Below are 26,756 nucleotides of genomic sequence, written 5' to 3'. Positions count from 1 at the left end.
ATCCGGTGCCACCGTGCCGGGCATGTTCTCCCTCGTGCTGCACTCTCACCTGCCGTGGCTGGCCAATCACGGGCGCTGGCCCGTCGGCGAGGAATGGCTGTACCAGTCCTGGGCGGACTGCTATCTGCCGCTGACCGCGGCTCTGGAGCGACTGGCCGACGATGGCCACACCAGCGTGCTGTCGCTGGGGATCACCCCGGTCCTGGCCGCCCAGCTCGACGATCCGCACTGCCTGTCCGGGATGCACCACTGGCTCGGAAACTGGCAGCTGCGGGCCCACGAGGCGACCGACCGGGATCTGTCCGTTCGCGAGCACCGAGGTTCCGCCGCCGCGCTCGATCGATTCGAGACCCGGTGGCGACACGGCGGCTCCGCGGTACTTCGACCACTCGTCGATGCCGGGACCGTCGAACTGCTCGGCGGCCCGCTGGCACACCCGTTCCAGCCGCTGCTCGATCCCCGACTCCGTGAGTTCTCGCTCCGCGAGGGCCTGCTCGACGCCCACAGCCGCTGGGGTACCACGCCTCGGGGCATCTGGGCACCCGAGTGCGGGTTCACACCCGGGATGGAAACCGAATACGCCGCGGCCGGGGTCTCGCACTTCATGGTCGACGGGCCGGCAATGCGCGGCGATACCTCCCTCGGCAGGCCGGTGTGGGACTCCGACGTCGTCGCGTTCGGACGCGACCTGCCGGTCAGCTACCGCGTCTGGTCACCGAAATCGGGCTATCCCGGTCACGGTTCATACCGGGACTTCCACACCTACGATCACGACACCGGCCTCAAGCCTGCGCGCGTCACCGGCCGCACGGTCGCCTCGCACGACAAGGCGCCCTACGACCCCGAGCGGGCCGCCGCGACGGTGGACCGCCACGTCGCAGACTTCGTTGACGTGATCCGTCGACGCCTGATCTCGGAATCCGAGCGAATCGGACGTGATGCCCTGGTCGTGGCCGCATTCGACACCGAGCTCTTCGGACACTGGTGGCACGAGGGCCCGCAGTGGCTCGACAAGCTCATGCGCGCACTCCCGGCCGCCGGTGTCACGGTCGGCACACTGAACGACGCACGAGAGCAGGGGTTCGTCGGTGCACCGCTCGAGCTACCGGATTCGTCATGGGGATCGGGGAAGGACTGGCGCGTATGGGCAGGAGACGACGTCGCCGACCTGGTCACTCTGAACTCCGAGGTGGCAAAGACTGCGCTCGACGCCGTCGATGCGGCCCGGAGTTCGCAGCGCCGGGGCGGCGGCCCCGAACTTCGCAATCGGGTCAACGATCAGATACTGCGTGAGACACTGATGGCAGTGGCCAGCGACTGGGCATTCATGGTCAGCAAGGACTCCGCCGCCGGTTATGCGCGGGAACGAGCGCACGTCCATGCGCACGCTCTGCGCGAGATCGCTGCTGCGGCCGCAGGCGGTTCGACCACACGGGCGACCGACTTGGCACAGCAGTGGAACCGCGCCGACGGACTGTTCCCTGCGTTGGACGCGCGACGCCTACCCGGTGCGCGCGGTGGCAGCGAGCCGGAAACTGCAGGGGGGCGTCGATGAGAATTCTGATGGTGTCGTGGGAATACCCACCCGTGGTGGTCGGCGGACTCGGTCGGCATGTTCATCACCTGGCGACCGAACTGGTCCGTTGCGGGCACGAAGTCGTCGTACTGTCGCGTCGACCCACCGGCACCGACGCCGCCACGCACCCGACCTCGCATCACATCGAGGACGGCGTTCTCGTCGTCGCCGTCGCGGAGGACCCGGCTCACTTCGTGTTCGGGGAAGACATGCTCGCGTGGACCCTCGCGATGGGCCACGCGATGGTCCGTGCCGGCGTCGCCCTCGGTAAGCCGGGGCTCGGCGAGGGCTGGCAGCCCGACGTCGTCCACGCCCACGATTGGCTGGTCGCGCACCCCGCCATCGCCCTGGCCGAGTTCTACGACGTACCGCTGGTCTCGACCATCCACGCCACCGAGGCCGGACGGCACAGCGGCTGGATCTCCGGCCCCGTGAACCGTCAGGTGCACTCCATAGAGTGGTGGCTCGCCAACGATTCCGACGCGGTCATCACGTGCTCGTCGTCCATGAGGGACGAGGTCGCCGCACTCTTCGGGGTGTCGGAGTCGGCGGTGAAGGTCATCCGAAACGGAATCGACGGCTCCGCCTGGAACTTCCGGCGACGCGAGCCGCGATCGGAGCCCGCCCGGTTGCTCTACGTCGGCCGGCTCGAGTACGAGAAGGGAATCCAGGACGCCATCGCCGCCCTCCCGCGCATTCGGCGGAGCCATCCGGGCACCACCTTGCACATCGCCGGTGAGGGAACACAGTTCGCCTGGTTGGCAGGGCTGGCGCGCACCCACCGCGTCGCCCGAGCGGTGTCGTTCCTCGGCAATCTGGACCACACCGAACTGCTCGGGTGGCTGCACGGTGCCGACGCCATCGTCCTACCCAGTCGGTACGAACCGTTCGGCATCATCGCCCTCGAGGCCGCGGCGGCAGGAACCCCGCTGGTCGCGTCGACCGCGGGTGGTCTCGGTGAGGCGATCGTCGACGGGGTGACCGGCCTGTCCTTCGCCCCTGCCGACGTCGGCGGGCTGGCCGCGGCCGTTCGCAAGGTTCTCGACAACGCCGACGCCGCGCAGGAGCGGGCCGTGGCGGCGCGCGAACGCCTCACCGTGGATTTCGACTGGAAGCACGTCGCCGAGTCGACGGCGGAGGTCTATCGGGAGGCCAAGCGTAAGGTTCGGCATCCATTGGCGCGCCCGCACATCGTCGAGCGCGCTCTCCCCGGTCGCACGTGACCCGGGGTCAGGTCTCCCGCGCCGCCTCGGCCTGACCGAGGGCCTTCTTGCGCGCTATGTCCTCCAGCGCTGCAATGTATTTCGCACGTTCGGCGGTGCCGGCCTCCCAGGCGTCCTTGCGATTGCGGACAACCTTGGCCGGGGCTCCGACGGCAATGCTGTAGTCCGGGATGTCGCCCTTGACCACGGCATGGGCACCGAGCACGCAGCCCTGCCCGATTCGGGTTTCGCGCAGGATCGTCACCTTGGCCGCGATCCATGTGTCCGGCCCTATTCTCACCGGCCCCTTGACGATTCCCTGATCCTTGATCGGCATGTTCACATCGTCCATCCGGTGATCGAAATCGCAGATGTAGCACCAGTCGGCCACCAGGGTCGACGCGCCGATCTCGATATCGAGGTAAGTGTTGACGACGTTGTCCTTGCCGAACACCACTTTGTCGCCGATCCGGAGCGAACCCTCGTGGCAGCGAATGGCATTGCCGTCACCGATGTGGACCCAGCGGCCGATCTCGAGGCGTGAGAGTTCCGGAGTGGAGTGGATCTCGACGTTCTTCCCGAGGAACACCATGCCCTTCAGGATCACGTGCGGATTCGCCAGCTTGAACTTCGCCAATCGGTAGTACCGCACCAGGTACCACGGCGTGTACGCCTTGTTCGCGAGCACCCAGTCGAGGGACGCGCGCGTGAGAAACCGCGCCTGCTCGGTGTCGCGCCGTCTCGAACCGCGCCAGCGTGTCCGCAGCGGCGCGTTCCACATACTCGTCATGGTCGTTCACCCTAGTTTCTCGTTCGCCCGCTCTCTGCCTGCACCCGTCGGCGGGCTAGGGTTGCCTGTCGAGTGTTGCTCGTCGGCACAGGACGAACAGGACGCCCCGGCACCACGTCGGGCACGGAAGAACTCATGGGAGTGATCGATGCAGGGCGTCAGGGCCAACGGCAGGACCGGCAGGAAGGTCACTGCGGTCGCTTCGGCGGCCCTGCTGGTGATCCTGAGCGGCTGCAGCGCCGATACGACGGCCATCGAACCACTCTCGCCCGACTCGTGGCCCGCCGCACACGGAAATGCCCACAACTCCGGCTCGACCACGGTGTCGGTGAACGATCCCCTGACGTTGGACTGGACTCGGCCGACCGGCGGCACCGTGACCTCTCCGGTCTCCATCGGCTCGACCGGTCAGATGTTCGTCACCGCCGCCACCGAATCCGGATGCAACCTCTTCTCTTTCGAGATCGAGTCCGCCCGCAAGCGCTGGTGCAATCGCGTCGGGCCGTCCGTCGTCACAGCCACTCCCACGGTCGATTCGGCGATCAACGTGTACATCGGCGACGACGGCGGCATGAACTCGTACAACGATCACGGTCAGTTGCGCTGGCGCACAACGGTGTACGGCGTACCCAAATCCGCCCAGTTCCTCGGCGACGGCAGCGTGCTCTCGATCACCCAAATGGGCCAGGTCAGCGTTCTGGACTCGCAGAACGGTCAGCTTCGAGTACCGATTCTCGATCTCGTACCGACGCCGAACTTCCTCACCGATCCGAACTCCGATTTTCGCCCGGTCGACACCGGACTCGCTCAATGCAGTTCGGGTGGATCCGAATGCGCCGTACCGGCGGCTCCTGCGGTCGACACCGCGACCGGAACGATCTACTTGACCCTGTGGCGTCCGGGTTCGATTGCACCGCAACTCGTTTCCCTGCAATACACCCGGGACGGGTCACCCGGGCTCGTCGAACGGTGGTCCTCGGACCTCTTGCCTGCAGGAGTCGCGTCGTCGCCGGTGCTCTCCGAGGACGGTTCGACGGTGTACCTGGCCGACGTCGACGGCCGGTTGAGCGCATTCGACACCGCGGACGGTCGGACGAGGTGGACCGAGGGTACCGGGCTCGGTGTCGGGGCCGCCCCGTCGATCGCCGCAGACGGCACGATCGTGCCGGCGGGCGGCGACGGCACCCTGATCGGACTACGCGACAACGGCGATTCCGCCGAGCGGGTATGGGTGCGCGACGACATCGAACAAGCAGGAACAGCAGCACAATCCGCAGACGGCCGTGGCCACACCGTCATCCGCGACGGCGACGGGCTCGCGCTGCTCACATTCGATGCCACCACTGGCGACACAGTCGACTCGCAACCCGTTCCCGACGTCGTCGGTACCACGGTCGGCACGTCCATCGGCCCGGACGGACAGGTCGTCACGGCGAGCTATCTGGGTGAGATCTTCACCTACACCGACTGATCGATCGCGCCGGGCGCGCACACGAAGGCCACCGCGGACCGATCGATACGGGTGATCACCACCGACAGCGGTACGGTTCCGCGAAGTTTCAGCTTGGGGCGCAGTATCGCGGGGTCCACGTCCACCCCACGTACGAGAATCTCGGCCGAACCGCAGTCCAGCCGATTCAGTTGTTGCCGAAGCACTTTCTCCGAGAACTTCGACTGCTCCAGGATGCGAAAGCCGCGAACCCCGGGCGGTACCGCGTCACCGGTCAGGTACGCGATCCTCGGATCGAGTTGCCACAGACCGAATCTGGCACCGTAATGCCGAACCAGACCGGCCCTGACCACGGCTCCGTCGGGGTCGATGATGTAGTTCCCCGGCGGCCGAACCGGAATGTCGTCGGATTCGGCGTCGGTGAATTCCAGGGCGGTACCGTCCGACCGAAGAACTGCAGCGCGACGACGAACTCCGCTCTCGCTCAACCCTTCCGGCCACAGGCACGCCTCCCGCACTCCCCCGTCGAGCGAGACGACCTCGATCTCGCCGGGCCAGTCGACAGCGTCGAAATCGAGACCGGGAGCGCACTTGACCACCAGATCTCGGCCGCGATAGGCGTCGAACAGGTCGGGCAGCGGGGGTTGCAACGCCGCCGGATCGTGGCGTCGCCGACCACCCGCTCGCCTACCGGGATCGGCGACCACGACGGTTCCACGCGTCGTCGGGGTCAGTGCGTCGGCCCGCAGCACAGTGGCACTCGGGACGTTGTGCGCGGCCATCCGAAGCCGGATCGGGTCGAGATCGCTGCCCACCACCACGTCGGCCGATTCCACCAGCACAGCCAGTTCGCTGCCGATGGAGCACGTCACATCGTGCACTCGACGCCCGGCCAGTCGAGCAGCGCGCCTGCGTGCGACAAGCGTCGGAGTTGCCTGTTGGACGGCGTCGTCGGTCACCAGCCAGTGATCGGAGTCGAGCAACTTGACTCGTGCCTTACGGCGGACCGTGACGGTTTCGATCAACGCGCTCGCACGGTCAGGGAAGCGAGCGCGCACCGACGTGATGTCGCGCACCGATGTTCGAGCACCGAGCTCGAGCCGATCGACCGCAGCGAGAGCTTCCGCACCGACCTCGCTTCGCAGGAAGTCGAGGTCGGTGCCGGTGAACTCGTAGCCCATTACCGGACTCGAACGCAGAGACTGTGGCAGCCCGACGCGGTCAACCGCGAGAAGCGGGCTTGGTGCCGGTGATCATCACGTTGTAGAACAGCCCGCGCGGCACCACGTGCTGCAGCACGTTCTCGTCCACCCAACTCAGAGTCTTCCAGCCACCGAAAGCGAATTTGGCCCAGTTCCAGCCCAGCTTCCCCGCGGGAACTGCGGCCTCGAACGTCCGCACCGGCCACCCGAGCAGAGCGGCAGCGAACTCCTCGGTGTTCGCCTGAACGTGCTCGGCACCGGCCGACAGAGCGATGTTCTCGAGGTCGGTGGGATCGAACGTATGCAGGTCGACCACGGCCTCGAGCGCAGCGGCTCGCGAGGACTCGTCGAGTTCTTCCTGCGGCTTGCGCCAGCTCGCCAGGAACGGCAATTTGGTCACGCGAGTGGTCGTTTCCCAGGTGATGCGCCCGAGCCAGCGAGCGTAGAAGTTGCCGACGGTAGTGGGTTCGCCCGCGAAGACGAATCGCCCGCCGGGCTTGAGCACGCGCAGCACCTCACGCAGCGACTGTTCGACGTCCGGGATGTGGTGGAGCACGGCATGGCCGACGACCAGGTCGAAGGTGTTGTCGTCGTAGGGAATGGTCTCTGCATCGGCAACGCGGCCGTCCACGTCGAGACCGAGATGCTCGGCATTGCGCAGCGCGACTTTCACCATTCCGGGTGACAGGTCGGTGACCGAGCCCTTGTCGGCGATGCCCGCCTGCATCAGGTTGAGGAGGAAGAAACCGGTTCCGCAGCCCAATTCGAGGGCGCGACCGTACGGCAGAGCGGATTGCGCCGAGGCGTCACCGGAGACGGCCTGATCGAATCTGCCACGGGCGTAGTCGATGCAGCGCTCGTCGTAGGAGATCGACCACTTGTCGTCGTAGGTCTCGGCTTCCCAGTCGTGATAGAGCACCTGCGCCAGCTTGGTGTCCGACCGTGCGGCTTCGACCTGTTCGGCAGTGGCATGCGGGTTCGGGGCCGGATCGGCCTCACGCTCGTCGGCCTCGCCCGAGGCCAGGGACGTCACACTCGACATCGATCGATTCACACCGTCGTGGGGGCTTGCAGTCATCAGGCGAGCCTACTATCCGGTAGCTGTGAAACAACTCCGTCGACGGCAGGCACTGTCGTCACCGGCCGGTGAAGGTCGCCTTGCCCGGGCCGTCGGCCACGAAGGACTTCATCCCGATCGTCCGATCGTCGGTGGCGAACAGGGCTGCGAACTGCTGAGCCTCGATTCGAAGGCCGTTGGTGAGATCGACGTCGAGTCCCTGATCGATCGACGCCTTTGCGGCGGCGAGCGCCCTCGATGCGCCCTTGGTGAATTGCATGGCCCACGCCCGCGCCGCGTTGTACACCTCGTCGGGGGCCACCACCTCGTCCACCAGACCGATCCGCAGAGCTTCCTCCGCACCGACGAAGCGGCCGGTGAAGACCATGTCCTTTGCTCGACTCGGGCCGATCAGCCGCGCCAGTCGTTGAGTGCCGCCGCCGCCGGGAATGACACCGAGGAGCACTTCGGGGACACCGAACTTGGCGTTGTCTCCGGCTATTCGACGATCGGCGCCGAGAGCGACCTCGAGTCCACCGCCGAGCGCGTATCCGGTCACGGCGGCGACTACCGGCTTGGGGATGGTGCTCAGCGAGCCCAGAGCGGACTGCAGGTCGCCGGCGATCTCCGCCATTTCCGCCGCCGACAGCGCCACCATCTCCTTGATGTCCGCACCGGCTGCGAACACCTTCTCGCCGCCATAGACGACGACCGCCTTGACGTCGGTGTTCACGGTCGCTTCCCGAGCCGCCGAGCGAATTTCTTCCTGCATCTGACGATCGAGCGCATTCATCGGCGGACGATCCAGGCGGATGGTGCCGATACCGTCGGATACTTCGAGATTCACGAACTCAGCCATGGGCCGAAAGGCTACCCGGCGACAGTTCAGCGATCGGCCCAGGGATGTTGCGCTCCGGCGTAGTACGCGTCGTCCCCGTCGAAGATCACCCGGACCGCGCCGTCCTCACGGGTGAGAATCGGCAGGATCGGGGTGATGTCACGTTCGTGGTCGACGACGTCGGCGACGGTCTCGAACCGAGACAGTGCGTCCAACTGGCTCCAGGTCGGTGGGAGCAGGATTGTGTTTCCCTGTCGCCAATCCGCCATTGCAGCACCGGTCGAACGCCAACTTACCGATGCTGCTTCGCTGGTTTCCCCGTCCGCCTTCTGGCCTTCCGGAAGAACTGCGACGAAGAACCGAGTGTCGTACCGTCGCGCTTCGCCCACCGGCGTGATCCAGTGCGACCACGGCCGAAGCAGGTCCGAGCGCAGCACCAGGTCGTGTGCGGTGAGAAATTCGGCGAACGAGAGTTCGCGTCGCTCGAGTCGACCTCGCTCCGCAGCGAACGGGGCAGTGTCGGCAACGATGGAATCCGGAGCCGACCCGGCCAGCAGTACCCCGCACTCCTCGAACGTCTCGCGCGCCGCGGCACAGACCAGGGCCTGCGCTCTGCCCTCGTCGGTTCCGAGGCGTTCGGCCCACCACGAAGGCGGTGGGCCTGCCCAACCCACGTCGGCCGCTGCGTCGGAGGGATCGACGCCGCCTCCGGGGAACACCGTCATGCCGCCCGCGAACGCCATTCCGCCGACACGTTCCAGGAGAAACACTTCGATCTCGGGACGTGATCGACCGTCACGGATCAGGATGACTGTCGAGGCATCACGCACAGGCACGTGATCGGCAGCACTGTTCGAGCTCATGAATGGCAACGTACCGCTGAGCAGATCAGCGAGATCGGGGTGGTCCAGCGCTAGCGTCGGTGCGCACCGGCAGCCCGAGTGCGGCGGGCGAAGAAGCGGCCGTCGACCCGGTCGAGCGCGATCGACTGGCTGAACGCCTCGGTGAGGTTCTCCGCGGTGATGACATCGTCCAACAGCCCCTGTGCCACCACACCGCCTTCCTTGAGCAGCAACGCGTGACTGAACCCCGGGGGGATTTCCTCCACGTGGTGGGTGATCAACACGGTGGCAGGGGAATCCGGGTCGGCAGCGATGTCGGCCAGACGTGCCACCAGTTCCTCGCGACCGCCGAGGTCGAGACCCGCCGCAGGCTCGTCGAGCAGCAGCAGTTCGGGGTCGGTCATCAACGCGCGCGCGATGAGGACCCGCTTGCGTTCGCCTTCCGAGAGGGTGCCGTAGGTGCGAGTGGCTAGATGCTCGGCACCGAGACTCTCCAGCATCTCCACCGCGCGTTCGGTGTCGACTGCGTCGTACTTCTCGCGCCAGCGTCCCAGTACGGAGTACCCGGCGGAGACCACCAGGTCGGACACCAGCTCGTCGGCCGGAATGCGGTGGGCCAGCGAGGACGACGACAACCCGATTCGGGGTCGGAGTTCGGAGACGTCGGCTTTGCCCATGACCTCGCCGAGAATGTGGGCGACACCCGATGTCGGATGGATCTCGGCCGCCGCGATACGCAACAACGACGTCTTTCCGGCACCGTTCGGCCCGAGGACGACCCACCGTTCGTCCAGTTCCACCTTCCAGGTGACGGGCCCCACCAAGGTCACACCACCACGGCGGACGACGACATCGGTGAAATCTACGAGCAGGTCGGGATCCGGTTCAGACACGACGCCTATCTTCCCGCACATCGACCCTGCATTCACGGCAGGATGTGCACGCGTGTCGCCAAATCACGATCTGCCCGCCGGTCCCCATCGATCAGAGGACCGGGAAGCTGGCTCCAATCCACCCGGATCGCCGTTCCCCCTCGGTGCCACCGCGCAGTCGACTGGCACGCAATTTGCAGTCCACGCGCCCGAGGCCGAGGGCGTCGAGGTGTGCCTGATCGATCCGGACGGCGGCGAGCGGCGAGTAGAACTGACCACCGGTACGTTCGGAGTTCGACACGGCTTCGTTCCGGGCGTTCGACCCGGTGACCGATACGGCTTCCGAGCACACGGCCGGTGGGATCCGCACGCGGGGCGTCGATTCAACGGTGCGAAGATTCTGCTCGATCCCTCCGCCCGTCAGGTCAGCGGAGAATTCGGAGATCCGTCGGCGTTGTTGGCGTACGAGGACGATCCGTTCGGAGCACCGAGTTCTCGCGATTCGCTCGGGCACGTGCCCCTCGGCGTGGTTCGCGCACCTCTCGCTAGCACCGGTCGGCCGGCGCGCCCGTCCGTGCCGTGGGACCGAACCGTCCTCTACGAGTTGCACGTGGGGTCGTTCACTGCCCGTCATCCGGACGTACCCTCCCATCTTCGCGGCACCTACCTGGGACTCGCCCAACCCGCGGTGCTAGAACATCTCGCTCGCATCGGGGTCACGTCGATCGAGTTGCTGCCCGTGCACACCACATTCACCGAGCCCGGTGTACGTGCCCGCGGAATGCGGAACCACTGGGGTTACTCGACCGGGGCCTACTTCGCGCCGGATCCGCGCTTCGCTGCGGTTCCCGGCGACGAGGTCGACGAATTCCGGACCATGGTCGACGCGTTGCACGGTGCGGGGATCGAGGTGATCCTCGACGTCGTCTACAACCACACGTGCGAGTCGGCGGTCGACGGTCCGTCGATCAGTTGGCGCGGGCTCGATGCTCCCGGCTACTACCTCCTCGACGGCCGCGGATCGGACGTCGACCTGACCGGTTGCGGCAACACTCTCGACTCGGCGTCGCCCGCGGTCGTGCGCATGGTGTGCGACAGCCTGCGCTACTGGGTCGACGAGATGGGCGTCGACGGGTTCCGGTTCGACCTCGCGAGCACGCTCGGCAGGCCCGGTGGTTGGCGATTCGATTCTCGCGCACCGCTACTGACCGCAATAGCGGTGGATCCTCTTCTGTCACAGGTCAAGCTGATCGCCGAGCCGTGGGACGCCACCGGTGCGGGCTACCAGGTCGGAAACTTCGGAGTGGCGTGGTCGGAGTGGAACGATCGTTACCGCGACACGGTACGAAATTTCTGGGCAGGGCACCACGGCGTCCGGGAACTCGCCTCGCGCTTGGCCGGTTCGGAGGACCTGTTCGCCGGTGGCGGCCGTCTGCCCTGGGCGTCGATCAATTTCGTCACCGCGCACGACGGGTTCACCGCCCGCGATCTGGTGTCCTACGAGAACAAGCACAACGAGGCCAACGGCGAAGAGAACAGGGACGGAACCGACAACAACTCGTCGGTCAATCACGGGATCGAGGGACCGACCGAGGATTCGGGGGTTCTCGATGCTCGTGGACGCCACGTTCGGGCATTGTTGGCCACCCTGACTCTCTCGACCGGCACGCCGATGCTGCTGGCCGGCGACGAACTGGGCCATACCCAGGCCGGCAACAACAACGCGTACTGCGTTCCCTTCGATACTCCGGCCGCAGACGCCTGGGCCATCGACTGGGCCGGTGCCGATCAGAACATGATTCGCTTCGTCGCTCGCTTGCTTCGCGTCCGAGCAAGCGCCCCGACGCTACGACAGCAGGAGTTCTTCACCGGCCGTGCCACTCCGAACGGCCGACCCGATCTGGTGTGGTTCGATTCTGCCGGAACGGAATTCGACACCGACCGGTGGAACGACGATTCGGTACGCACGATCGCGGCCTGGGTCGACGGTTCGGACGTCCGCTCCTATGCGTCCGACGGCGGCCAGGTCGACGACGCCAGTTCGCTACTGATCCTGCACTCGGGAGGACCGGCAGAGATCGCGCTGGCCTGCCCGAGTTGGTCGTCGTCGCGTTACGTCCCGGTACTCGATTCCTCCCGTGCGGACGGAGTACCGTCGAACACCGTTGCGCTGGAAGCAGGTTCGATGATCTCGGTGACCGGCCCCACGGTGCTGGTGTTCCGCAGCGCAGGCAGGTGAGTCATGAACAGCTGCACGAGCGGGCCGACCCCGAGCGCATAGAGCACCGTACCCACCCCGAGAGTCCCGCCGAGCAACCAACCGGTGAGCACCACGGTCAGTTCGATGCCGGTACGCGTGAGCCGGATCGACCACCCGGTTCTGGCCACCAGGCCGGTCATCAAACCGTCACGTGGGCCCGGGCCCATTCCGGCACCGATGTACAGGGCCGTGGCGAACGCGTTCACCACGATCCCCGACACCATGGCCAGCGACCGAATGAGCAGTCCGTCGAGATGCGGCAACAGTGCCGACGTCGCATCCACGGCAACTGCGATCACCACCACGTTGCTCACGGTCCCCAGACCCGGACGTTGCCGCAGTGGAATCCACATCAGCAGCACCGCAACTCCGGTGATCGCGGTGATGGTTCCGAAGCTGAGGGAGACATGGCTTTCGATGCCCTGGTGGAACACATCCCAGGGGTTGACACCGAGTCCGCCTGCGATCATCAACGACATCGAGGCCCCGTACAGCCACAGCCCCACGTAGAGGGCAACCAGCCGAGAAGGAAGACGACGACCGGAGACTGCACGAAGCGATGAGGAGAACATGCTTCCAGTCTCCGGGAAGACTGGATACGTTCTGCATAGCCACTTATACGACAGTGGACCTCAGGTTCCGAGAACCGCGATCACCGTCGTCGAACCGGGCGCCACTTCGGTGAAGCCTGCGTCCCGCACTGCGACGGCGCGTCCGCCGCGCACCTCGTCCAGCGCACGTGCCCACTGCGCCGGGTCGGCCGGGCGAACCGAACAACGATATCCGCTCGACCCCCACTCCCGGCACTCCTGCACGCTCATCGCTCCGGCAAGCAACATCGACGCGTGCCCGACCTGCGCGGCGGCCTTGCCCACCGTCATGGACAACGAGGCGTCGACCCACAGCACCGGGCCTGCCAGTGGTGCGGGCGCTTCGTCGGACGGAACGTCGGTGCCACCGATCTGCAGGCGCTTGATCCGCGGATCGAGATCCCCGACGCGACCGGGCACCAAGGCTCGTGCCGATGCTCCCCCGACATCGACTGTGACGCCCGGAACATCCTGTGCCGCAGTCCATTGCGTGCCTCGCGCCCGTCGGGCCACCTTGCGAATCCGGGCCGACGCCCAGTCGACGAATCCATCGTGCCAGGGGGCACCTGTTCCCACCCGTGGGTCGAGGCAGAGCGCCACTGTCGCTCGCGCGGCCGCCTCGAGCAATTCGCTTCGCAACGGAGGCTCGGCTTTCGGGATGTGCAGAACCAGCGGCATCGCCAGCACGTCCGCCGGATCGGCTGGGTCCTCGGCTCCCCCGTACCCGCGGGCTAGCACGGCGTGGCGAGCCGCGAACGTGTTGTCCGGTGACAGTTCTTCGGCCGCCGTCTCGGTGGCTACGTCATCCGGTGAATCACCGGTCACGGAATCACCGGTCATGGGATCGGGACGCGGCGGACTCCCCCGTCGACTGCGTCCGCGGCTTCGATCTCGTTGCGGGTCACGCCGAGAATGAACAGAACTGCATCCAGGTACGGATGTGAGATGGCCGTGTCGGCGATCTCGCGCAACGCGGGCTTGGCGTTGAAGGCGACCCCGAGCCCTGCGGCAGTCAGCATGTCGATGTCGTTCGCTCCGTCACCAACGGCGACAGTCTGCTCCATCGGCACTCCCGACTGGGCTGCGAATTCGCGGAGCGCGGTCGCTTTGGCAGCGCGATCGATCACCTCGCCGATCACTCGACCCGTGAGCTTGCCGTCGACGATCTCCAAGGTGTTCGCCTTGACGTAGTCGAGCTCGAGTTCGTGAGCGAGACCATCGATGACCTGTCGAAAACCTCCGGACACGACGCCGCAAGCGAACCCGAGACGTCGCAGGGTACGGATGGTCGTCCGTGCCCCCGCCGTCAACTCCAGGCTCTCGCCCACCTCGTCGATGACGGATTCGTCGAGGCCGGCAAGCACCGCGACTCGCTGCTCGAGCGACTCCGCGAAGTCGATCTCGCCGCGCATGGCAGCTTCGGTGACTGCGCGTACTTCGTCCTCGCGTCCGGCGCGGGCAGCCAGCATCTCGATGACCTCGCCCTGGACGAGTGTGGAGTCGACGTCGAACACGATCAGTCGCTTGGAGCGCCGCGCAATTCCACCCCGTTGCACAGCGATGTCGACGCCGATTCCGGCTGCGATGGCCGCGAGCCCGGTGCGCAGTTGTAGGTCGGCGTCCGACGAGGTGTCCGTTGCGGTCACCTGCAGTTCGAGGCCGGTCACGGGGTAGTCCGCAATCCCGCGAATGGAATCGATGTTGGCACCCTGACGAGCGAGTTCACGCGAGATGGTGCTGAAGGCCCGAGCGGTCACCGGGCGACCCAGGATGACGACGACATGGGTGGCCAGGCTCTGGCCACCGTTGCGTGCAGTGCCGATCTCGACGTCGACGTGGACGCCGACGGTGGCCATGGCGTCCTCGAGCTCCTCCTGGAGCGCTTCGGGGTCGCGAGGGCAGGAGAGCAGAACACCCAGTGTCAATCGGCCCCGGATGACCACCTGCTCGACGTCGAGCAGGCTGACGTTGTGCCGTGACAGCGCTGCGAACAGCACCGACGTGACGCCCGGCTTATCGGGTCCCGTCACCGTCACCAGCACTGCGGTCTCGCTCGTACTCACCGGATCTCCCTTTCGCGCGGCCAGTGGCCGGACAGGTCTTCGTGGTACACGCAGTGGACGGCGAGCCCGAACGTGCCACGTGATTGTCGCAAGCGAAGAGCCCCACCCGTTAGCCGGGAGGGGCTCTCGCTGTGCTGTGGACTACTTGGGGTCCGGGTCTCCGGATCCTTCGTGATCGCTGGTGGCGATCGGAGCCCGTCGGGCCTGTTCGAGGACGGCGGTGGTCTTACCGCCGTGCGCACCGGGCCCGACGTGCGCTTCTGCACGCATCCGCTCGACCATGTGCGGGTAGTGCAACTCGAACGCCGGACGCTCGGAGCGAATCCGAGGCAGTTCGGTGAAGTTGTGTCGCGGCGGCGGGCAGGACGTGGCCCACTCCAGCGAGTTGCCGTAGCCCCACGGATCGTCGACCGTGACGACCTCGCCGTACCGGTAGGACTTGAAGACGTTCCATACGAACGGCAGCGTCGAGGCACCGAGGATGAACGCGCCGATCGTGGAGATGATGTTGAGTTCCGTGAAGCCGTCGGAGGGCAGGTAGTCGGCGTAACGACGCGGCATGCCTTCGTTGCCCAGCCAGTGCTGAACGAGGAACGTGGCGTGGAATCCGAGGAAGGTCAGCCAGAAGTGCCACTTGCCGAGCGCCTCGTCCATCATCCGGCCCGTCATCTTCGGGAACCAGAAGTAGATGCCCGCGTACGTCGCGAACACAACCGTGCCGAACACCACGTAGTGGAAGTGGGCGACGACGAAGTAGGTGTCGGTGACCTGGAAGTCGATCGGCGGCGACGCCAGCAGGACGCCTGTCAATCCGCCGAAGACGAACGTGATCAAGAATCCGATGGAGAACAACATCGGCGTTTCCAGCGTCACCTGACCACGCCACATCGTGCCGACCCAGTTGAAGATCTTCACACCCGTCGGCACCGCGATGAGGAACGTCATGAACGAGAAGAACGGCAGCAGAACCGCACCGGTGGCGTACATGTGGTGCGCCCACACTGCGATCGACAGAGCAGCGATTGCAATCGTGGCGTAGATCAGACCCGAGTAGCCGAAGATCGGCTTACGCGAGAAGACCGGGAACACCTCGGAGACGATTCCGAAGAACGGCAACGCGATGATGTACACCTCGGGGTGGCCGAAGAACCAGAACAGGTGCTGCCACAGCAGCACTCCACCGGTCGCCGGATCGAACAGGTGCGCGCCGAGGTGACGGTCGGCCGCCAGGCCGAGCAGTGCCGCCGTCAGCAGCGGGAAGGCAAGCAGGATCAGGATCGACGTCACCAGAATGTTCCAGGTGAAGATCGGCATCCGGAACATCGTCATACCGGGGGCGCGCAGGCAGATGACCGTGGTGATCATGTTGACGCCACCGAGGATGGTGCCAAGACCGGCGATCGCCAGACCCATGATCCACAGGTCTGCACCGACACCAGGCGAATGCAGAGCCGAGGTGAGTGGGGTGTACGCGGTCCAACCGAAGTCGGCCGCACCACCGGGAGTGATGAAGCCTGCCGTGGTGATCAAGGCGCCGAAGAGGTAGAGCCAGTACGAGAACGCGTTCAAGCGAGGGAACGCGACGTCGGGAGCGCCGATCTGCAGCGGGAGGATGTAGTTCGCGAAGCCGAACACGATCGGCGTTGCGTACAGCAGCAGCATGATGGTGCCGTGCATGGTGAACAGCTGGTTGTACTGCTCGTTGGACAGGAACTGCATTCCCGGCACGGCCAACTCGGCGCGCATCAACAGCGCCATCAGTCCACCGACCAGGAAGAACGCGAACGACGTCGCGATGTACATGATCCCCAACACCTTGGGATCGGTCGTCGTCACCGCTTTGTGCAGAAACGAACCCTTCGGTCCCATCCTCGGCGGGAACGGCCGAGCAGCATCCACCGCGGGTGCGGGCCTAGGCGCTAGGGCAGTCACAGATCCTCCTGATTGCGCGTCCGACCCCGAACTACAGGGCGACGTCATCTAGTCGTGCGCTCCTCGAATCGTAGACCGTCGGACCGACGCTTGCCGAACCGGTCCTACCGTGTGTCGTATTGGGCTGATCGAGCACTGCCCGGATCGAGTGATCTGCCTGCGCTGTGGGACTTTCCGCCGTATCGGGCCACGCTGTGAGCACCGTCGATTCCATGGCCTCGACGGCCTTCGTTCGGGTGTTCCACGACGACGTCGTTCCGATACTGTGTGAGACCACCCGACCCGTCGAAGGAAGTCCCGCGTTGCCACTCCACTCACGACTCCCCCGTTCGTGTGCACAGCGCAGGATCGGCACTCTCGCCGCTGCGTGCCTTGCCGCAGCCGTGACGCTGGTCGGTTGTTCCGACTCCGAGGCGCAGGACGATGCGTCGACGATCGTTCGCAGCACGACGAACATCGCCGGAGCGGGGGTCGTCGGTAACAACCGGGACACCGTGGGACTGTGTCCAGCGCTCGCCCCGCTCGACCGGACCGGCGTCGAAGGCGACACCCGCCCCGTGGGGCACGCCGAGGGAATCAGTGCCATCCCGGCCGACCCTCAACGCATCGTCGTGCTCGATGCCGCAGGCCTCGACGCCAGCTGCGCGGTCGGAATCTGGGAACGCGTTGTCGGAGCGGCGACGCTCGACCCCGATTTCCGTGGCGACGGGGACCAACCGCTGTACCTGGGTACCGGCTTGGCGTCCGTTCCGTCGGTGGGTCCGGTCGGCGCTCCGGACATGGATGCAATTTCCGCTCTCGACCCCGATCTGATCCTGGGTGCCGACTCCCTCGGACCCGACGCCTACGACTCTCTGACCGCCATCGCACCGACTGTGTTCACCACGACCGGGCAGGGCTGGAAGGACACCTTTCTGCAGTCCACGGCAGCCTTGGGTCGAGGGCAGTCGGGATTCGACGCACTGGCGTCGTTCTCCGCGGATGCCGAACGGGTGGGTCGCGAGATCGACGCTGCCCAGACGCAGGCGTCGGTCCTCCGATTCGACGCCGACTCCATCGAGGTGGACGGACCCGATTCGTTTGCCGGCCAAGTACTGAGCGAAGTCGGTGTCGGCCGGCCCCAGAGCCAGCGCGACGCCGATTTCTCGGTAGAGCCGGACAACCTCGCTCCGGTGGAAGGAGACATCGTCTACGTGCGATTCGCCGGTCCCGACGGCGAGACGTTCGGCCGCGAGGTGATGGACAGCGACGCGTGGCACGCTCTCGGTTCGGTCACCGACGGGCGAGTGTTCGCGGTGAACGACACGGTCTGGTCGGGCAGTGGAGTTGTCGCGGCGCGGGCCGTACTGGCCGATCTGTCCGCTTCACTGAACGCCTACGTGTCCTGACGCGATGCCGATTCCCGAGTTCGTCCGCGCCCTGCGCAGTGTCGTCGGCACGTCGCCGCTGTGGCTGTCCGGCGTCAGCGCCGTCGTACTCGACGACGACCGGCGTGTGCTGCTGACCCTGCGAGCGGACAACAACACCTGGGCCGTGGTCTCCGGAATTCTCGAACCCGGCGAAGAACCGGCCCCGGCCGCCCTGCGCGAGATCGGCGAGGAAACCGGTGTCGACGCCTCGATCGTGCGTCTGACGAGCGTCGACGTGACGGAGCCGATCACGTACCCCAACGGCGACGTCGCACAGTATCTCGACATCACGTTCCTCGCTCGGTACGTCGGGGGCACTCCTCACGCCGCCGACGACGAGAATCTCGACGTCGCGTGGTTCGCACTCGACTCACTCCCGCAAAACCTCACGGCCACTTCACGATTGCGAATCGAGAAGGCCATTGCCGACGAACCGTCGGCCTGGTTCCGACGCTGACCCCGCCTACGTCGAGTAGGCATCTCTTCGGAACATCTCCAAGGCTGCCGGAAATGTGATATCACTTTAGTATCAACATCGAGAGGGAGGTTCTCATGTCCGCACCCGCAACCGTCGCCGAGAAGCCGACGGGCACGCCCACCACCAACATCGCCGAACGTCCCGGGTGGGATCTGCCCGGCTGGTCGATGCTCGCCATCGGCCTCGCGCTGTTCCTCGGCGGTATCGCCGCGTTCGTGCTCGGACTCGTGTTCACGGTCGTCGGACTCATCGTCGCCGGTGTCGTCCTGTTCGTGCTCTCACTGCCTGCACTCGTGGGACTGACGCTGGTGCAACCCAATCAGGCTCGCGTCCTTCAACTGCTCGGCAGTTCGTACAGCGGCACCCTGCGAACACCGGGGCTGCGCTGGACCAATCCGTTGACGTATCGCCGGGCCATCTCGACGCGAATCCGCAACCACGAGACCGGCCAATCGAAGGTCAACGACGCCGACGGTAATCCGATCGAGATTTCCGCCATCGTCGTCTGGCAGGTTGCCGATACCGCCTTGGCGTCGTTTCAGGTCGACGACTACGAGGAGTTCGTCGCCGTCCAGACCGAATCCGCCGTACGACACATCGCCGGCAGCTACCCGTACGACGCCGAAGGCCGAATGTCGTTGCGGGAGAACGCCGACGAGATCACGGCCGCCATGTCCGAGGAAGTGCACGCGCGGGTGCGGTCGGCCGGTGTCGAGGTGATCGAAACTCGAATCAATCGTCTGGCCTATGCACCGGAGATCGCACAGGCCATGCTGCGGCGCCAGCAGGCGGGAGCGGTGATCGCGGCGCGTCAGCAGATCGTCGAAGGTGCCGTCGGAATGGTGGAGATGGCCTTGGGGAAGCTCGAGGAGAAGCACGTCGTCGAACTCGACGAGGAGCGCAAGGCCACGATGGTGTCGAATCTGCTGGTGGTGCTGTGCAGCGACCGCGACACGCAACCCGTGGTCAACACCGGATCGCTGTACCAGTGAGCCATGGCAGTCGAACGTAAGAAGATTCTGCTGCGATTGGACCCAGCGGTGCACGACGCTCTCGCCCGCTGGGCCTCCGACGAACTGCGCAGCACCAACGCGCAGATCGAATTCTTGTTACGCCGTGCACTGAGCGACAAAGGGCGAATGCCCAAGGAGGCGGAGGACATTCGCGCGCCGGGACGCCCACCGAGTTCGTGAGCGTCCCGCGTGGCGCGAACGGGCGTCAGAAGTCCCAGTCCTCGTCTTCGGTGTTGACTGCCTTGCCGATGACGTACGAGGAACCCGAACCGGAGAAGAAGTCGTGGTTCTCGTCGGCGTTGGGTGAGAGCGCCGACAGGATCGCCGGGTTGACGTCCGTCTCGTCCTTGGGGAACAGCCCCTCGTAACCGAGATTGTTCAGTGCTTTGTTGGCGTTGTAGCGCAGGAACTTCTTGACGTCCTCGGTCAGGCCGATCTCGTCGTAGAGGTCCTGGGTGTACTCGACCTCGTTGTCGTACAACTCGAACAGCAACTCGAACGTGTAGTTCTTGAGCTCCTCGCGCTGTGCCTCGCTGACCTTCTCCAGACCCTTCTGGTACTTGTAGCCGATGTAGTAGCCGTGCACGGCCTCGTCGCGGATGATCAGTCGGATCAGGTCTGCGGTGTTGGTGAGCTTGGCCCGCGAGGACCAGTACATCGGCAGGTAGAAGCCCGAGTAGAACAGGAACGACTCGAGCAGCGTCGACGCGACCTTGCGCTTGAGCGGATCGTCACCGTGGTAGAAGTTCAGGACGATCTCGGCTTTGCGCTGGAGGTTGGCGTTCTCCTCGGACCAGCGGAATGCATCGTCGATGTCACGGGTGGAGCTGAGGGTGGAGAAGATGGAGCTGTAGCTCTTCGCGTGCACGGACTCCATGAACGCGATGTTGGTGTACACCGCTTCCTCATGGGGAGTGATCGCGTCGGGAATGAGACTGACGGCACCGACGGTGCCCTGAATGGTGTCGAGCAGCGTCAGCCCGGTGAACACGCGCATCGTCAACTGCTTCTCGACGGCGGTCAGAGTTGCCCACGACGGGATGTCGTTGGATACCGGCACCTTCTCGGGCAGCCAGAAGTTGCTGGTGAGGCGCTCCCAGACCTCAGAGTCCTTGTCGTCCTGGACCCGATTCCAGTTGATTGCGGAGACGCGATCGATGAGCTTCACCATGTGTCCTATCTACCGAGGAAATCTGCCGAATGTTGGCCTGCTTGAACACTACCTGTTGTGTCGGACATCAATTGCTAACACAAGATCTGTGTCGTGCGTGTTGTGCGTAGCTGCAGCTACGCACAACGCGCACGACGTTGGTTCGCCATCCCAGCCCTCCCGCTGGAGCACCAGAGCGACGTCTCTCGCCACACCGCAGGGGTCACTGCTCACTTCCTCGTATCCGAAGACCAGCCGTGCTCGCCCAGCGAGTTCTGCCGCGTTGTCACGTCGCCGATCCCGAAATGCGACCTCGCGCATCGAATGGAACCGGCGGCCGTCGAGGCGCACAGTCACCGTGCGAGATCCGACCCGATATACGACGTCCTCGTACAGTGTCCGCCCATCGACCTGTACTGCGCTCTGCCGCTCCGTGGTCGGAAGCCCGTGAGCTGCTTCGACGTTCGTCGCGTATTCGAGTTCGAGGACCGATTGAACTCCGGTTGCGAGCAGGTCGATGGCTTCTGTCAGCGTCGAGAGATATCGGTACGGCCGTCGGACGGCGATCTGCTCCCGAACGTCGGTGAGTCGAATTCGTCGCTGGGTCACCGAGGAGACCAAGCTGTGAAAAGCCTGCTCGGGCGTAGGCTCCGACACCGCGAGATCGAGTGCGGTGTCCACCAACGTCGTCCGCGGCATGTCCCCCGGTACTCCGATGTGCCGGTGGGCGCGAGAACGATGCACCACCACTCCGGGATGCAGCGACGATCCGATTCCCGCCACCAGTCTCGTCCCGACCGTGGGGCCCGAGCGTACGGTCGGCCGTTGATTGCACGCGGACTTGCCGTACGGCACGGTGACGTGGACTGCCGCGGCGGGGTCCGGCTCGCAGAAAGCCCACTCCTCGGCAGCGGATCGGTGGCTCAGCATTGCGTGTCCACCTCCGTAGAGAAGCGCTGCCATCAGGGTCCGCTGCCGCGTCAACGGCCCGGTGAAGATCGAGTAGACGCCTCTGAGAACGGCGATCCACGCTCCACTGTCCACCAGTGCGCGAACGCGATTTCGGCTGTATCCCAACTCCGTGACCTGCGACTGCGTGAACAGCCCCCACTGCGTGTCGATCAGAACCTGTAGTTCTCGACCGTCCCCCCGACCATGTTCCATGGCCGGTCATCATGCCCAGCAGGTACGACACTTCTCCTCGTGCGCGTTTTGCGTAGCTCCAGCTACGCAAAACGCGCACGAGGGCGAAGCCCTAGAGCATGCAGGACACGCAACCCTCGACCTCGGTGCCTTCGAGTGCCATCTGGCGCAGACGGATGTAGTACAGCGTCTTGATGCCCTTGCGCCATGCGTAGATCTGCGCGCGGTTGATGTCGCGAGTGGTGGCGGTGTCTTTGAAGAACAGGGTCAACGACAGGCCCTGATCGACGTGTTGCGTTGCGGCAGCGTAGGTGTCGATGATCTTCTCGTACCCGATCTCGTACGCGTCCTGGTAGAAGTCCAGGTTGTCGTTGTCGAGGTACGGTGCCGGGTAGTAGACGCGGCCGATCTTGCCTTCCTTGCGGATCTCGATCTTCGACGCCACCGGGTGAATCGACGAGGTGGAGTTGTTGATGTACGAGATGGAGCCCGTCGGCGGAACGGCCTGCAGGTTCTGGTTGTAGATTCCGTACTCCTGCACCGACGCCTTCAGCGTCGTCCAATCCGCCTGGGTCGGAATGGATACGCCGGAGTCGGCGAACAACTTCGCGACCTTGGGCGTGGCCGGCTCCCAGACCTGATCGGTGTACTTGTCGAAGAATTCGCCCGACGCGTACTTGGAGTCGGGGAAACCCTTGAAGTACTGACCGCGCGCCTTGGCCAGCTGGTTCGACGCCTGGATGGCGTGGAACAGCACCGTGTAGAAGTAGATGTTCGTGAAGTCGATTCCCTCGGTCGAGCCGTAGTGAATCCGCTCGCGCGCGAGGTACCCGTGCAGATTCATCTGACCGAGGCCGATGGCGTGAGAATCGTTGTTGCCCTGTTCGATCGACGGAACCGAGAAGATGTGCGTCTGATCGGAGACCGCAGTCAGACCGCGGATCGCCACGGCGATGGTCTTACCGAAGTCGGGTGAGTCCATCGTCTTGGCGATGTTCAGCGAACCCAGGTTGCACGAAATGTCCTTGCCGACATGGCTGTACGAGAGGTCGTCGTTGAACGTGGACGGCGTCGAAACCTGCAGGATCTCCGAGCACAGGTTCGAGTGGGTGATCTTGCCCTTCACCGGGTTCGCGCGATTGACGGTGTCCTCGTACATGATGTACGGGTAGCCGGACTCGAACTGCAGCTCGGCAAGAGTCTGGAAGAACTCGCGAGACTTGATCTTGGTCTTGCGGATCCGCTTGTCGTCGACCATCTCGTAGTACTTCTCCGACACGTTGATGTCGGCGAACGGCACGCCGTAGATGCGCTCGACGTCGTACGGCGAGAACAGGTACATGTCCTCGTTCTTCTTCGCCAACTCGAACGTGATGTCCGGGATGACGATTCCGAGCGAGAGCGTCTTGATGCGAATCTTCTCGTCCGCGTTCTCACGCTTGGTGTCGAGGAACTTGTAGACGTCGGGATGGTGTGCGTGCAGGTACACCGCGCCCGCGCCCTGGCGTGCCCCGAGCTGGTTGGCGTACGAGAACGAGTCCTCGAGCAGCTTCATGATCGGGATGACGCCGGAAGACTGGTTCTCGATGCGCTTGATGGGCGCGCCGGCCTCGCGAATGTTGCTCAGCAGCAACGCAACTCCGCCGCCGCGCTTCGACAGCTGCAGGGCGGAGTTGATGGAGCGGCCGATCGACTCCATGTTGTCTTCGATACGCAGCAGGAAGCAGGACACGGGCTCGCCGCGCTGCTTCTTGCCGGAGTTGAGGAACGTGGGCGTCGCGGGCTGGAAACGACCGGCGATGATTTCGTCGACCAGATCGGTGGCCAGGGCTTCGTCTCCGGCCGCGAGCGTGAGCGCAACCATGCACACCCGGTCCTCGAAGCGCTCGAGGTAACGCTTGCCGTCGAACGTCTTCAGCGTGTACGAGGTGTAGTACTTGAACGCACCGAGGAACGTGGGGAAACGGAACTTCTTCGAGTACGCGTGGTTGATCAGAAACTTGACGAACTCGCGCGAGTACTGGTCCAGAACCTCGGGCTCGTAGTAGTTCTCCTCGACGAGGTAGTCCAGCTTCTCGTCGAGATCGTGGAAGAACACGGTGTTCTGGTTGACGTGCTGCAGAAAGTACTGATTCGCAGCCTCGCGGTCCTTCTCGAACTGGATCTCGCCGTTGGGACCGTAGAGATTGAGCATCGCGTTGAGCGCGTGGTAATCCATGTCTCCGTCGCCGCGAACGGTCGCGGTCGCGGGTGCTGCGTCGGTGATGGTCGGTGCCACGGCGATGCTCCTACTGGTATGTGGTGTGTGGTGCTCTAGTGCGTGTGGGCGGCGCGTCGGACTTCACGTTCCCAGAAGTCATCGAGGCCCTCGCGGACGCGCACTACGTCCTCGGGGGTGCCCATCAATTCGAAGCGGTACAGATACGGAACGGCGCATTTCTGCGAAATGACGTCGCCGGCAAAGCAGAACGAATCACCGAAGTTGGTGTTTCCGGCAGCGATGACTGCTCGTATCAACGACCGATTGTGTTCGTCGTTGAGAAACTTGATCACGCGCTTGGGGACGTAGTTGGTGTCGCGGCCGGAGTACGTGACCCCTCCCCCGTACGTCGGGACGATGAGAACGTACGGGGACTCGACCCGAAACGTGCCGTCCGGATCACGAAGCGGAATACGGGTTGCAGGAATGTCCAGCTTCGAGACGAAGCGATGCGTGTTCTCGGATGCGCTGGAGAAATACACCAATGAGTGGGAAGACTGCGGTTGCGAACTCACCGCTCACTCACTTTCTCGTTCTGTTCAAGCAGCGTTCGCAGCGAGGGTCTTGATGCGATCCGGGCGAAAGCCGGACCAGTGATCGTCACCGGCAACGACGACCGGAGCCTGCAGGTAACCGAGGGCCATGACGTAGTCACGCGCTTCGGGATCCTGCGAGATGTCGACGACCGAGTACTCGATACCCGCTTTGTCGAGGGCACGGTAGGTGGCATTGCACTGAACGCAGGCGGGCTTGGTGTAAACGGTGATGCTCATGGTGTCCCTCTTTCCGTTGTCGCCATCGGGTGCACCGATGGCGACCGATGTGCTCTGCGTATGGCACCGAGAACATCTCCCGCTCAGGGCGACTTCGACCTGCTCGGACCCGCTTTCGCGGGCCCTTCGAGTTGTGGTCTCTCGGTCGGACAAACACTACACCTAGTGTCCGACATATGCCTACAACACGAGATGTTGCGAACAACATGCTTGGTATTCGCTGGTCACGGCCTTGCCGACAGTCGAAGAACGAGTCCGTTCGGCGTGTCGCACGTCACACCGAAGGCATGTTCTCCATCACAACGGCCGGACGCGAGCTCGGTGACGTGCGCCAACGACGAAGCGACCGAACGCACGACGCGGGGCCCCCGGATCGTTCCGAGGGCCCCGCGTCGCCGATCCACCGAGAGTCAGCGCTGGCGCGCCTTGAATCGCGGTTCCTTCTTGTTGATCACGAACACTGTGCCGCGACGCCGAACCACCTGCGCGCCGGGCTTGTTCTTGAGCGATTTCAGAGAGTTTCTCACCTTCATGAGCACATGCTACATGAAAATGATTTTCGATACCACTACAGGGTCAGGCGTTCACGAGCTCGTTGGAGGCCTTGACCAACTCGGCCACCACGTGACCGATCTCTCCGGACACCTCGGCGTTCTCACGCGGGTGGGCCGAACCGAACTTGTCGATGGTGCCGCCGATGGAGAGCTGGACGTCCTCGAGGACGGTTCCGCCTGCGATGCGCACGGCCTTGCTCGTGTCCTCGTGCGCCCATTTGGCACCGTTACCACTGGGCGATGCGCTGATCACGACGACCGGCTTGCCCACCAAGGCACCCGCACCGTAGGGCCGCGAGAGCCAGTCGATGGCGTTCTTCAGCACGGCAGGAATCGTGCCGTTGTATTCGGGCGTGACCAACAGCAGGGCCGACGCCTTCTCGGCTGCAGCCCGCAGCGCGAGCGCGGCGGCGGGAACGGAACCCTCGACGTCGATATCCTCGTTGTAGAAGGGGACATCTCCGAGTCCGTCGTAGACCACGATCTCGGCACCGGCGGGTGCCACGGTGACAGCAGTCTCGGCAATCTGCTTGTTCACCGATTCGGCGCGCAGGCTTCCGACGAGAACGAGTACGTGAGCGTCTGACATGAGATCTTCCTTCGAAAGTTCGGGTGACGTGATCGCCACGTCAATTCATACCATTCAAACGGACCATGGTCCACTTATGTTCCCGGCAGGGTAGGCTGAATGCGTGAACGGCCCGATGCTGCCCATTGCGGGCGAGGACTCCGAGCGGTGCGACGCAGCACGCAACCGTCGGCTGCTACTCGACGCCGCCACGGATCTGGTGGCGACCATCGGGGCCGACGCCATCACAATGGACGCAGTGGCGACCAAGGCCGGAGTCGGCAAAGGCACCGTGTTCCGCCGTTTCGGCAATCGAGCCGGGCTGATGCGCGCACTCCTCGACCATACCGAGCAGAAGTTGCAGCACTCGTTCATGTTCGGCGACCCGCCGCTCGGCCCAGGGGCAGACCCCATCGACCGTCTCGTCGCCTTCGGCCGTGCGCGCCTCGAGTTCGTCAACGTCCAGGGCGAGGTGTTACGCGCTGCGGAAACGTCGGCAGACGCTCGCTACTCCGCCCCGGCTCACATGGTCAACTTCACTCACGTCCTGTCGTTGCTCCGGGCCGCCGAGGTGGACGGAGATCTCCCACTGCTGACGCACTGGCTCCTCACGCCACTGGAGGCCACCTTGGTGCTGCACCAGTACCGCGATCTCGGCATACCGATGGACCGACTGGCCGACGGCTGGGAAGACCTGGTACGCAGGGCAACTCGCGCCCGCTAGCTCTCCGGCA

General features: G+C 64.7%; 25 protein-coding genes and 1 pseudogene. 9 read left to right on the top strand and 17 right to left on the bottom strand.

What is annotated here, in order from left to right:
• The first annotated feature begins 22 nt into the window (after positions 1-22).
• Both CH275_RS02585 and CH275_RS02580 read left to right on the top strand, forming a co-directional pair.
• Positions 23-1,555, top strand: coding sequence for a 1,4-alpha-glucan branching protein domain-containing protein (locus tag CH275_RS02585; RefSeq protein WP_094675334.1), 1,533 nt, complete (start codon positions 23-25; stop codon positions 1,553-1,555).
• Positions 1,552-2,799, top strand: a complete 1,248-nt coding sequence (locus tag CH275_RS02580) for a glycosyltransferase family 4 protein (RefSeq protein ID WP_094674876.1) — start codon at positions 1,552-1,554, stop codon at positions 2,797-2,799. The genes CH275_RS02585 and CH275_RS02580 overlap by 4 nt, the downstream gene beginning before the upstream one ends.
• A 7-nt stretch (positions 2,800-2,806) precedes the next feature.
• On the opposite strand, the gene CH275_RS02575 is transcribed toward CH275_RS02580, so the two are convergent.
• Positions 2,807-3,568, bottom strand: coding sequence for an acyltransferase (locus CH275_RS02575; protein WP_094674874.1), 762 nt, complete (start codon positions 3,566-3,568; stop codon positions 2,807-2,809).
• Positions 3,569-3,716: 148 nt separating this feature from the next.
• Between CH275_RS02575 and CH275_RS02570 the strand changes: the two genes are divergently transcribed.
• Positions 3,717-5,039: an outer membrane protein assembly factor BamB family protein gene (locus CH275_RS02570; RefSeq protein WP_094674872.1), complete on the top strand. Its 1,323-nt coding sequence runs from the start codon at positions 3,717-3,719 to the stop codon at positions 5,037-5,039.
• Here the strand turns inward: CH275_RS02570 and CH275_RS02565 are convergent.
• The 5 genes from CH275_RS02565 to CH275_RS02545 all read right to left on the bottom strand — a co-directional run bounded on the left by CH275_RS02565 (position 5,027) and on the right by CH275_RS02545 (position 9,871).
• The gene (locus CH275_RS02565) at positions 5,027-6,199 is read right to left on the bottom strand and encodes a THUMP-like domain-containing protein (RefSeq protein WP_094674870.1); all 1,173 of its coding nucleotides are present in this window, start codon (positions 6,197-6,199) and stop codon (positions 5,027-5,029) included. The two genes, CH275_RS02570 and CH275_RS02565, sit on opposite strands and share 13 nt — an antisense overlap.
• A 40-nt stretch (positions 6,200-6,239) precedes the next feature.
• Positions 6,240-7,262 (bottom strand): class I SAM-dependent methyltransferase, encoded by a 1,023-nt coding sequence (locus CH275_RS02560; protein WP_094674868.1) that lies wholly within the window; start codon positions 7,260-7,262, stop codon positions 6,240-6,242.
• A 94-nt stretch (positions 7,263-7,356) separates the two neighbouring features.
• The gene (locus CH275_RS02555) at positions 7,357-8,136 is read right to left on the bottom strand and encodes an enoyl-CoA hydratase/isomerase family protein (RefSeq protein ID WP_094674866.1); all 780 of its coding nucleotides are present in this window, start codon (positions 8,134-8,136) and stop codon (positions 7,357-7,359) included.
• Between the two features lie 26 nt (positions 8,137-8,162).
• A complete protein-coding gene (locus CH275_RS02550) occupies positions 8,163-8,978 on the bottom strand; it encodes an NUDIX hydrolase (protein ID WP_094674864.1) in 816 nt (271 codons plus the stop codon).
• A gap of 50 nt (positions 8,979-9,028) precedes the next feature.
• Entirely contained in the window at positions 9,029-9,871 is an 843-nt protein-coding gene (locus CH275_RS02545) for an ABC transporter ATP-binding protein (protein WP_094675332.1), read from the bottom strand.
• On the opposite strand from CH275_RS02545, the pseudogene glgX reads away from it, so the two are divergent.
• Positions 9,765-11,993 (top strand): annotated as a pseudogene (glgX, locus tag CH275_RS02540) (glycogen debranching protein GlgX); the annotation flags it as partial. The gene CH275_RS02545 and the pseudogene glgX sit on opposite strands and share 107 nt — an antisense overlap.
• Here the strand turns inward: glgX and yczE are convergent.
• The 4 genes from yczE to ctaD all read right to left on the bottom strand — a co-directional run bounded on the left by yczE (position 11,942) and on the right by ctaD (position 16,674).
• Positions 11,942-12,661, bottom strand: a complete 720-nt coding sequence (gene yczE, locus CH275_RS29835; protein WP_256990823.1) for a membrane protein YczE — start codon at positions 12,659-12,661, stop codon at positions 11,942-11,944. The pseudogene glgX and the gene yczE sit on opposite strands and share 52 nt — an antisense overlap.
• 60 nt (positions 12,662-12,721) lie before the next feature.
• The gene (locus tag CH275_RS02530) at positions 12,722-13,519 is read right to left on the bottom strand and encodes a peptidyl-tRNA hydrolase (protein WP_094674861.1); all 798 of its coding nucleotides are present in this window, start codon (positions 13,517-13,519) and stop codon (positions 12,722-12,724) included.
• Positions 13,516-14,742 carry a phosphoserine phosphatase SerB gene (gene serB / locus CH275_RS02525; RefSeq protein ID WP_094674859.1) on the bottom strand — a complete coding sequence of 409 codons (1,227 nt, stop codon included), beginning with the start codon at positions 14,740-14,742 and terminating at the stop codon, positions 13,516-13,518. The genes CH275_RS02530 and serB overlap by 4 nt, the downstream gene beginning before the upstream one ends.
• Before the next feature lie 141 nt (positions 14,743-14,883).
• Complete coding sequence (gene ctaD / locus CH275_RS02520) at positions 14,884-16,674, bottom strand: aa3-type cytochrome oxidase subunit I (RefSeq protein ID WP_094674857.1); 1,791 nt, start codon at positions 16,672-16,674, stop codon at positions 14,884-14,886.
• Positions 16,675-16,886: 212 nt separating this feature from the next.
• On the opposite strand from ctaD, the gene CH275_RS02510 reads away from it, so the two are divergent.
• From CH275_RS02510 to CH275_RS02495, 4 genes are all read left to right on the top strand, one after another.
• Positions 16,887-18,062, top strand: coding sequence for an iron-siderophore ABC transporter substrate-binding protein (locus CH275_RS02510; RefSeq protein WP_256990822.1), 1,176 nt, complete (start codon positions 16,887-16,889; stop codon positions 18,060-18,062).
• A 4-nt stretch (positions 18,063-18,066) separates the two neighbouring features.
• Positions 18,067-18,540 carry an NUDIX hydrolase gene (locus CH275_RS02505; protein WP_094674853.1) on the top strand — a complete coding sequence of 158 codons (474 nt, stop codon included), beginning with the start codon at positions 18,067-18,069 and terminating at the stop codon, positions 18,538-18,540.
• Positions 18,541-18,635: 95 nt separating this feature from the next.
• Complete coding sequence (locus CH275_RS02500) at positions 18,636-19,553, top strand: SPFH domain-containing protein (RefSeq protein ID WP_179275931.1); 918 nt, start codon at positions 18,636-18,638, stop codon at positions 19,551-19,553.
• Between the two features lie 3 nt (positions 19,554-19,556).
• Positions 19,557-19,754 (top strand): hypothetical protein, encoded by a 198-nt coding sequence (locus CH275_RS02495; RefSeq protein ID WP_094674851.1) that lies wholly within the window; start codon positions 19,557-19,559, stop codon positions 19,752-19,754.
• A gap of 25 nt (positions 19,755-19,779) precedes the next feature.
• Here the strand turns inward: CH275_RS02495 and nrdF are convergent, their stop codons facing one another.
• The 7 genes from nrdF to CH275_RS02460 all read right to left on the bottom strand — a co-directional run bounded on the left by nrdF (position 19,780) and on the right by CH275_RS02460 (position 26,043).
• A complete protein-coding gene (gene nrdF, locus CH275_RS02490; protein ID WP_094674849.1) occupies positions 19,780-20,745 on the bottom strand; it encodes a class 1b ribonucleoside-diphosphate reductase subunit beta in 966 nt (321 codons plus the stop codon).
• 48 nt (positions 20,746-20,793) lie between these two features.
• A complete protein-coding gene (locus tag CH275_RS02485; RefSeq protein ID WP_094674847.1) occupies positions 20,794-21,888 on the bottom strand; it encodes a type IV toxin-antitoxin system AbiEi family antitoxin domain-containing protein in 1,095 nt (364 codons plus the stop codon).
• Positions 21,889-21,979: 91 nt separating this feature from the next.
• Positions 21,980-24,145: a class 1b ribonucleoside-diphosphate reductase subunit alpha gene (nrdE, locus tag CH275_RS02480; protein WP_094674845.1), complete on the bottom strand. Its 2,166-nt coding sequence runs from the start codon at positions 24,143-24,145 to the stop codon at positions 21,980-21,982.
• A 35-nt stretch (positions 24,146-24,180) separates the two neighbouring features.
• A complete protein-coding gene (gene nrdI / locus CH275_RS02475; RefSeq protein ID WP_094674843.1) occupies positions 24,181-24,642 on the bottom strand; it encodes a class Ib ribonucleoside-diphosphate reductase assembly flavoprotein NrdI in 462 nt (153 codons plus the stop codon).
• A 24-nt stretch (positions 24,643-24,666) separates the two neighbouring features.
• The gene (locus tag CH275_RS02470; protein WP_032403121.1) at positions 24,667-24,900 is read right to left on the bottom strand and encodes a redoxin NrdH; all 234 of its coding nucleotides are present in this window, start codon (positions 24,898-24,900) and stop codon (positions 24,667-24,669) included.
• A 410-nt stretch (positions 24,901-25,310) separates the two neighbouring features.
• A complete protein-coding gene (ykgO, locus tag CH275_RS02465) occupies positions 25,311-25,433 on the bottom strand; it encodes a type B 50S ribosomal protein L36 (protein WP_037189801.1) in 123 nt (40 codons plus the stop codon).
• Positions 25,434-25,476: 43 nt separating this feature from the next.
• On the bottom strand, positions 25,477-26,043 hold the full coding sequence (locus tag CH275_RS02460; RefSeq protein ID WP_094675324.1) for an NAD(P)H-dependent oxidoreductase: 567 nt from the start codon (positions 26,041-26,043) through the stop codon (positions 25,477-25,479).
• Positions 26,044-26,146: 103 nt separating this feature from the next.
• On the opposite strand from CH275_RS02460, the gene CH275_RS02455 reads away from it, so the two are divergent.
• The gene (locus CH275_RS02455; protein ID WP_094674841.1) at positions 26,147-26,746 is read left to right on the top strand and encodes a TetR/AcrR family transcriptional regulator; all 600 of its coding nucleotides are present in this window, start codon (positions 26,147-26,149) and stop codon (positions 26,744-26,746) included.
• The last annotated feature ends 10 nt before the right edge of the window (positions 26,747-26,756 follow it).

The organism is Rhodococcus sp. 06-235-1A (assembly GCF_002258785.1).
In the GTDB taxonomy this organism is placed as follows: Bacteria; Actinomycetota; Actinomycetes; order Mycobacteriales; family Mycobacteriaceae; genus Rhodococcoides.
Note: the sequence above shows the minus strand (reverse complement) of the source record. Positions and strands in the feature narration are given on the sequence as shown.

What these genes read in the sequence shown, in the direction of transcription:
- CH275_RS02550 (WP_094674864.1), bottom strand. Translation starts at nt 8,978, where the DNA reads ATGAGCTCGAACAGTGCTGCCGATCACGTGCCTGTGCGTGATGCCTCG.
- CH275_RS02555 (WP_094674866.1), bottom strand. Translation starts at nt 8,136, where the DNA reads ATGGCTGAGTTCGTGAATCTCGAAGTATCCGACGGTATCGGCACCATC.
- CH275_RS02510 (WP_256990822.1), top strand. Translation starts at nt 16,887, where the DNA reads ATGGCCTCGACGGCCTTCGTTCGGGTGTTCCACGACGACGTCGTTCCG.
- CH275_RS02495 (WP_094674851.1), top strand. Translation starts at nt 19,557, where the DNA reads ATGGCAGTCGAACGTAAGAAGATTCTGCTGCGATTGGACCCAGCGGTG.
- CH275_RS02585 (WP_094675334.1), top strand. Translation starts at nt 23, where the DNA reads ATGTTCTCCCTCGTGCTGCACTCTCACCTGCCGTGGCTGGCCAATCAC.
- CH275_RS02560 (WP_094674868.1), bottom strand. Translation starts at nt 7,262, where the DNA reads ATGTCGAGTGTGACGTCCCTGGCCTCGGGCGAGGCCGACGAGCGTGAG.
- CH275_RS02565 (WP_094674870.1), bottom strand. Translation starts at nt 6,199, where the DNA reads ATGGGCTACGAGTTCACCGGCACCGACCTCGACTTCCTGCGAAGCGAG.
- ykgO (WP_037189801.1), bottom strand. Translation starts at nt 25,433, where the DNA reads ATGAAGGTGAGAAACTCTCTGAAATCGCTCAAGAACAAGCCCGGCGCG.
- CH275_RS02570 (WP_094674872.1), top strand. Translation starts at nt 3,717, where the DNA reads ATGCAGGGCGTCAGGGCCAACGGCAGGACCGGCAGGAAGGTCACTGCG.
- nrdF (WP_094674849.1), bottom strand. Translation starts at nt 20,745, where the DNA reads ATGGTGAAGCTCATCGATCGCGTCTCCGCAATCAACTGGAATCGGGTC.
- CH275_RS02505 (WP_094674853.1), top strand. Translation starts at nt 18,067, where the DNA reads ATGCCGATTCCCGAGTTCGTCCGCGCCCTGCGCAGTGTCGTCGGCACG.
- CH275_RS02470 (WP_032403121.1), bottom strand. Translation starts at nt 24,900, where the DNA reads ATGAGCATCACCGTTTACACCAAGCCCGCCTGCGTTCAGTGCAATGCC.
- CH275_RS02580 (WP_094674876.1), top strand. Translation starts at nt 1,552, where the DNA reads ATGAGAATTCTGATGGTGTCGTGGGAATACCCACCCGTGGTGGTCGGC.
- CH275_RS02575 (WP_094674874.1), bottom strand. Translation starts at nt 3,568, where the DNA reads ATGACGAGTATGTGGAACGCGCCGCTGCGGACACGCTGGCGCGGTTCG.
- CH275_RS02485 (WP_094674847.1), bottom strand. Translation starts at nt 21,888, where the DNA reads ATGGAACATGGTCGGGGGGACGGTCGAGAACTACAGGTTCTGATCGAC.
- CH275_RS02545 (WP_094675332.1), bottom strand. Translation starts at nt 9,871, where the DNA reads ATGTGCGGGAAGATAGGCGTCGTGTCTGAACCGGATCCCGACCTGCTC.
- CH275_RS02530 (WP_094674861.1), bottom strand. Translation starts at nt 13,519, where the DNA reads ATGACCGGTGATTCCGTGACCGGTGATTCACCGGATGACGTAGCCACC.
- CH275_RS02500 (WP_179275931.1), top strand. Translation starts at nt 18,636, where the DNA reads ATGTCCGCACCCGCAACCGTCGCCGAGAAGCCGACGGGCACGCCCACC.
- yczE (WP_256990823.1), bottom strand. Translation starts at nt 12,661, where the DNA reads ATGTTCTCCTCATCGCTTCGTGCAGTCTCCGGTCGTCGTCTTCCTTCT.
- CH275_RS02460 (WP_094675324.1), bottom strand. Translation starts at nt 26,043, where the DNA reads ATGTCAGACGCTCACGTACTCGTTCTCGTCGGAAGCCTGCGCGCCGAA.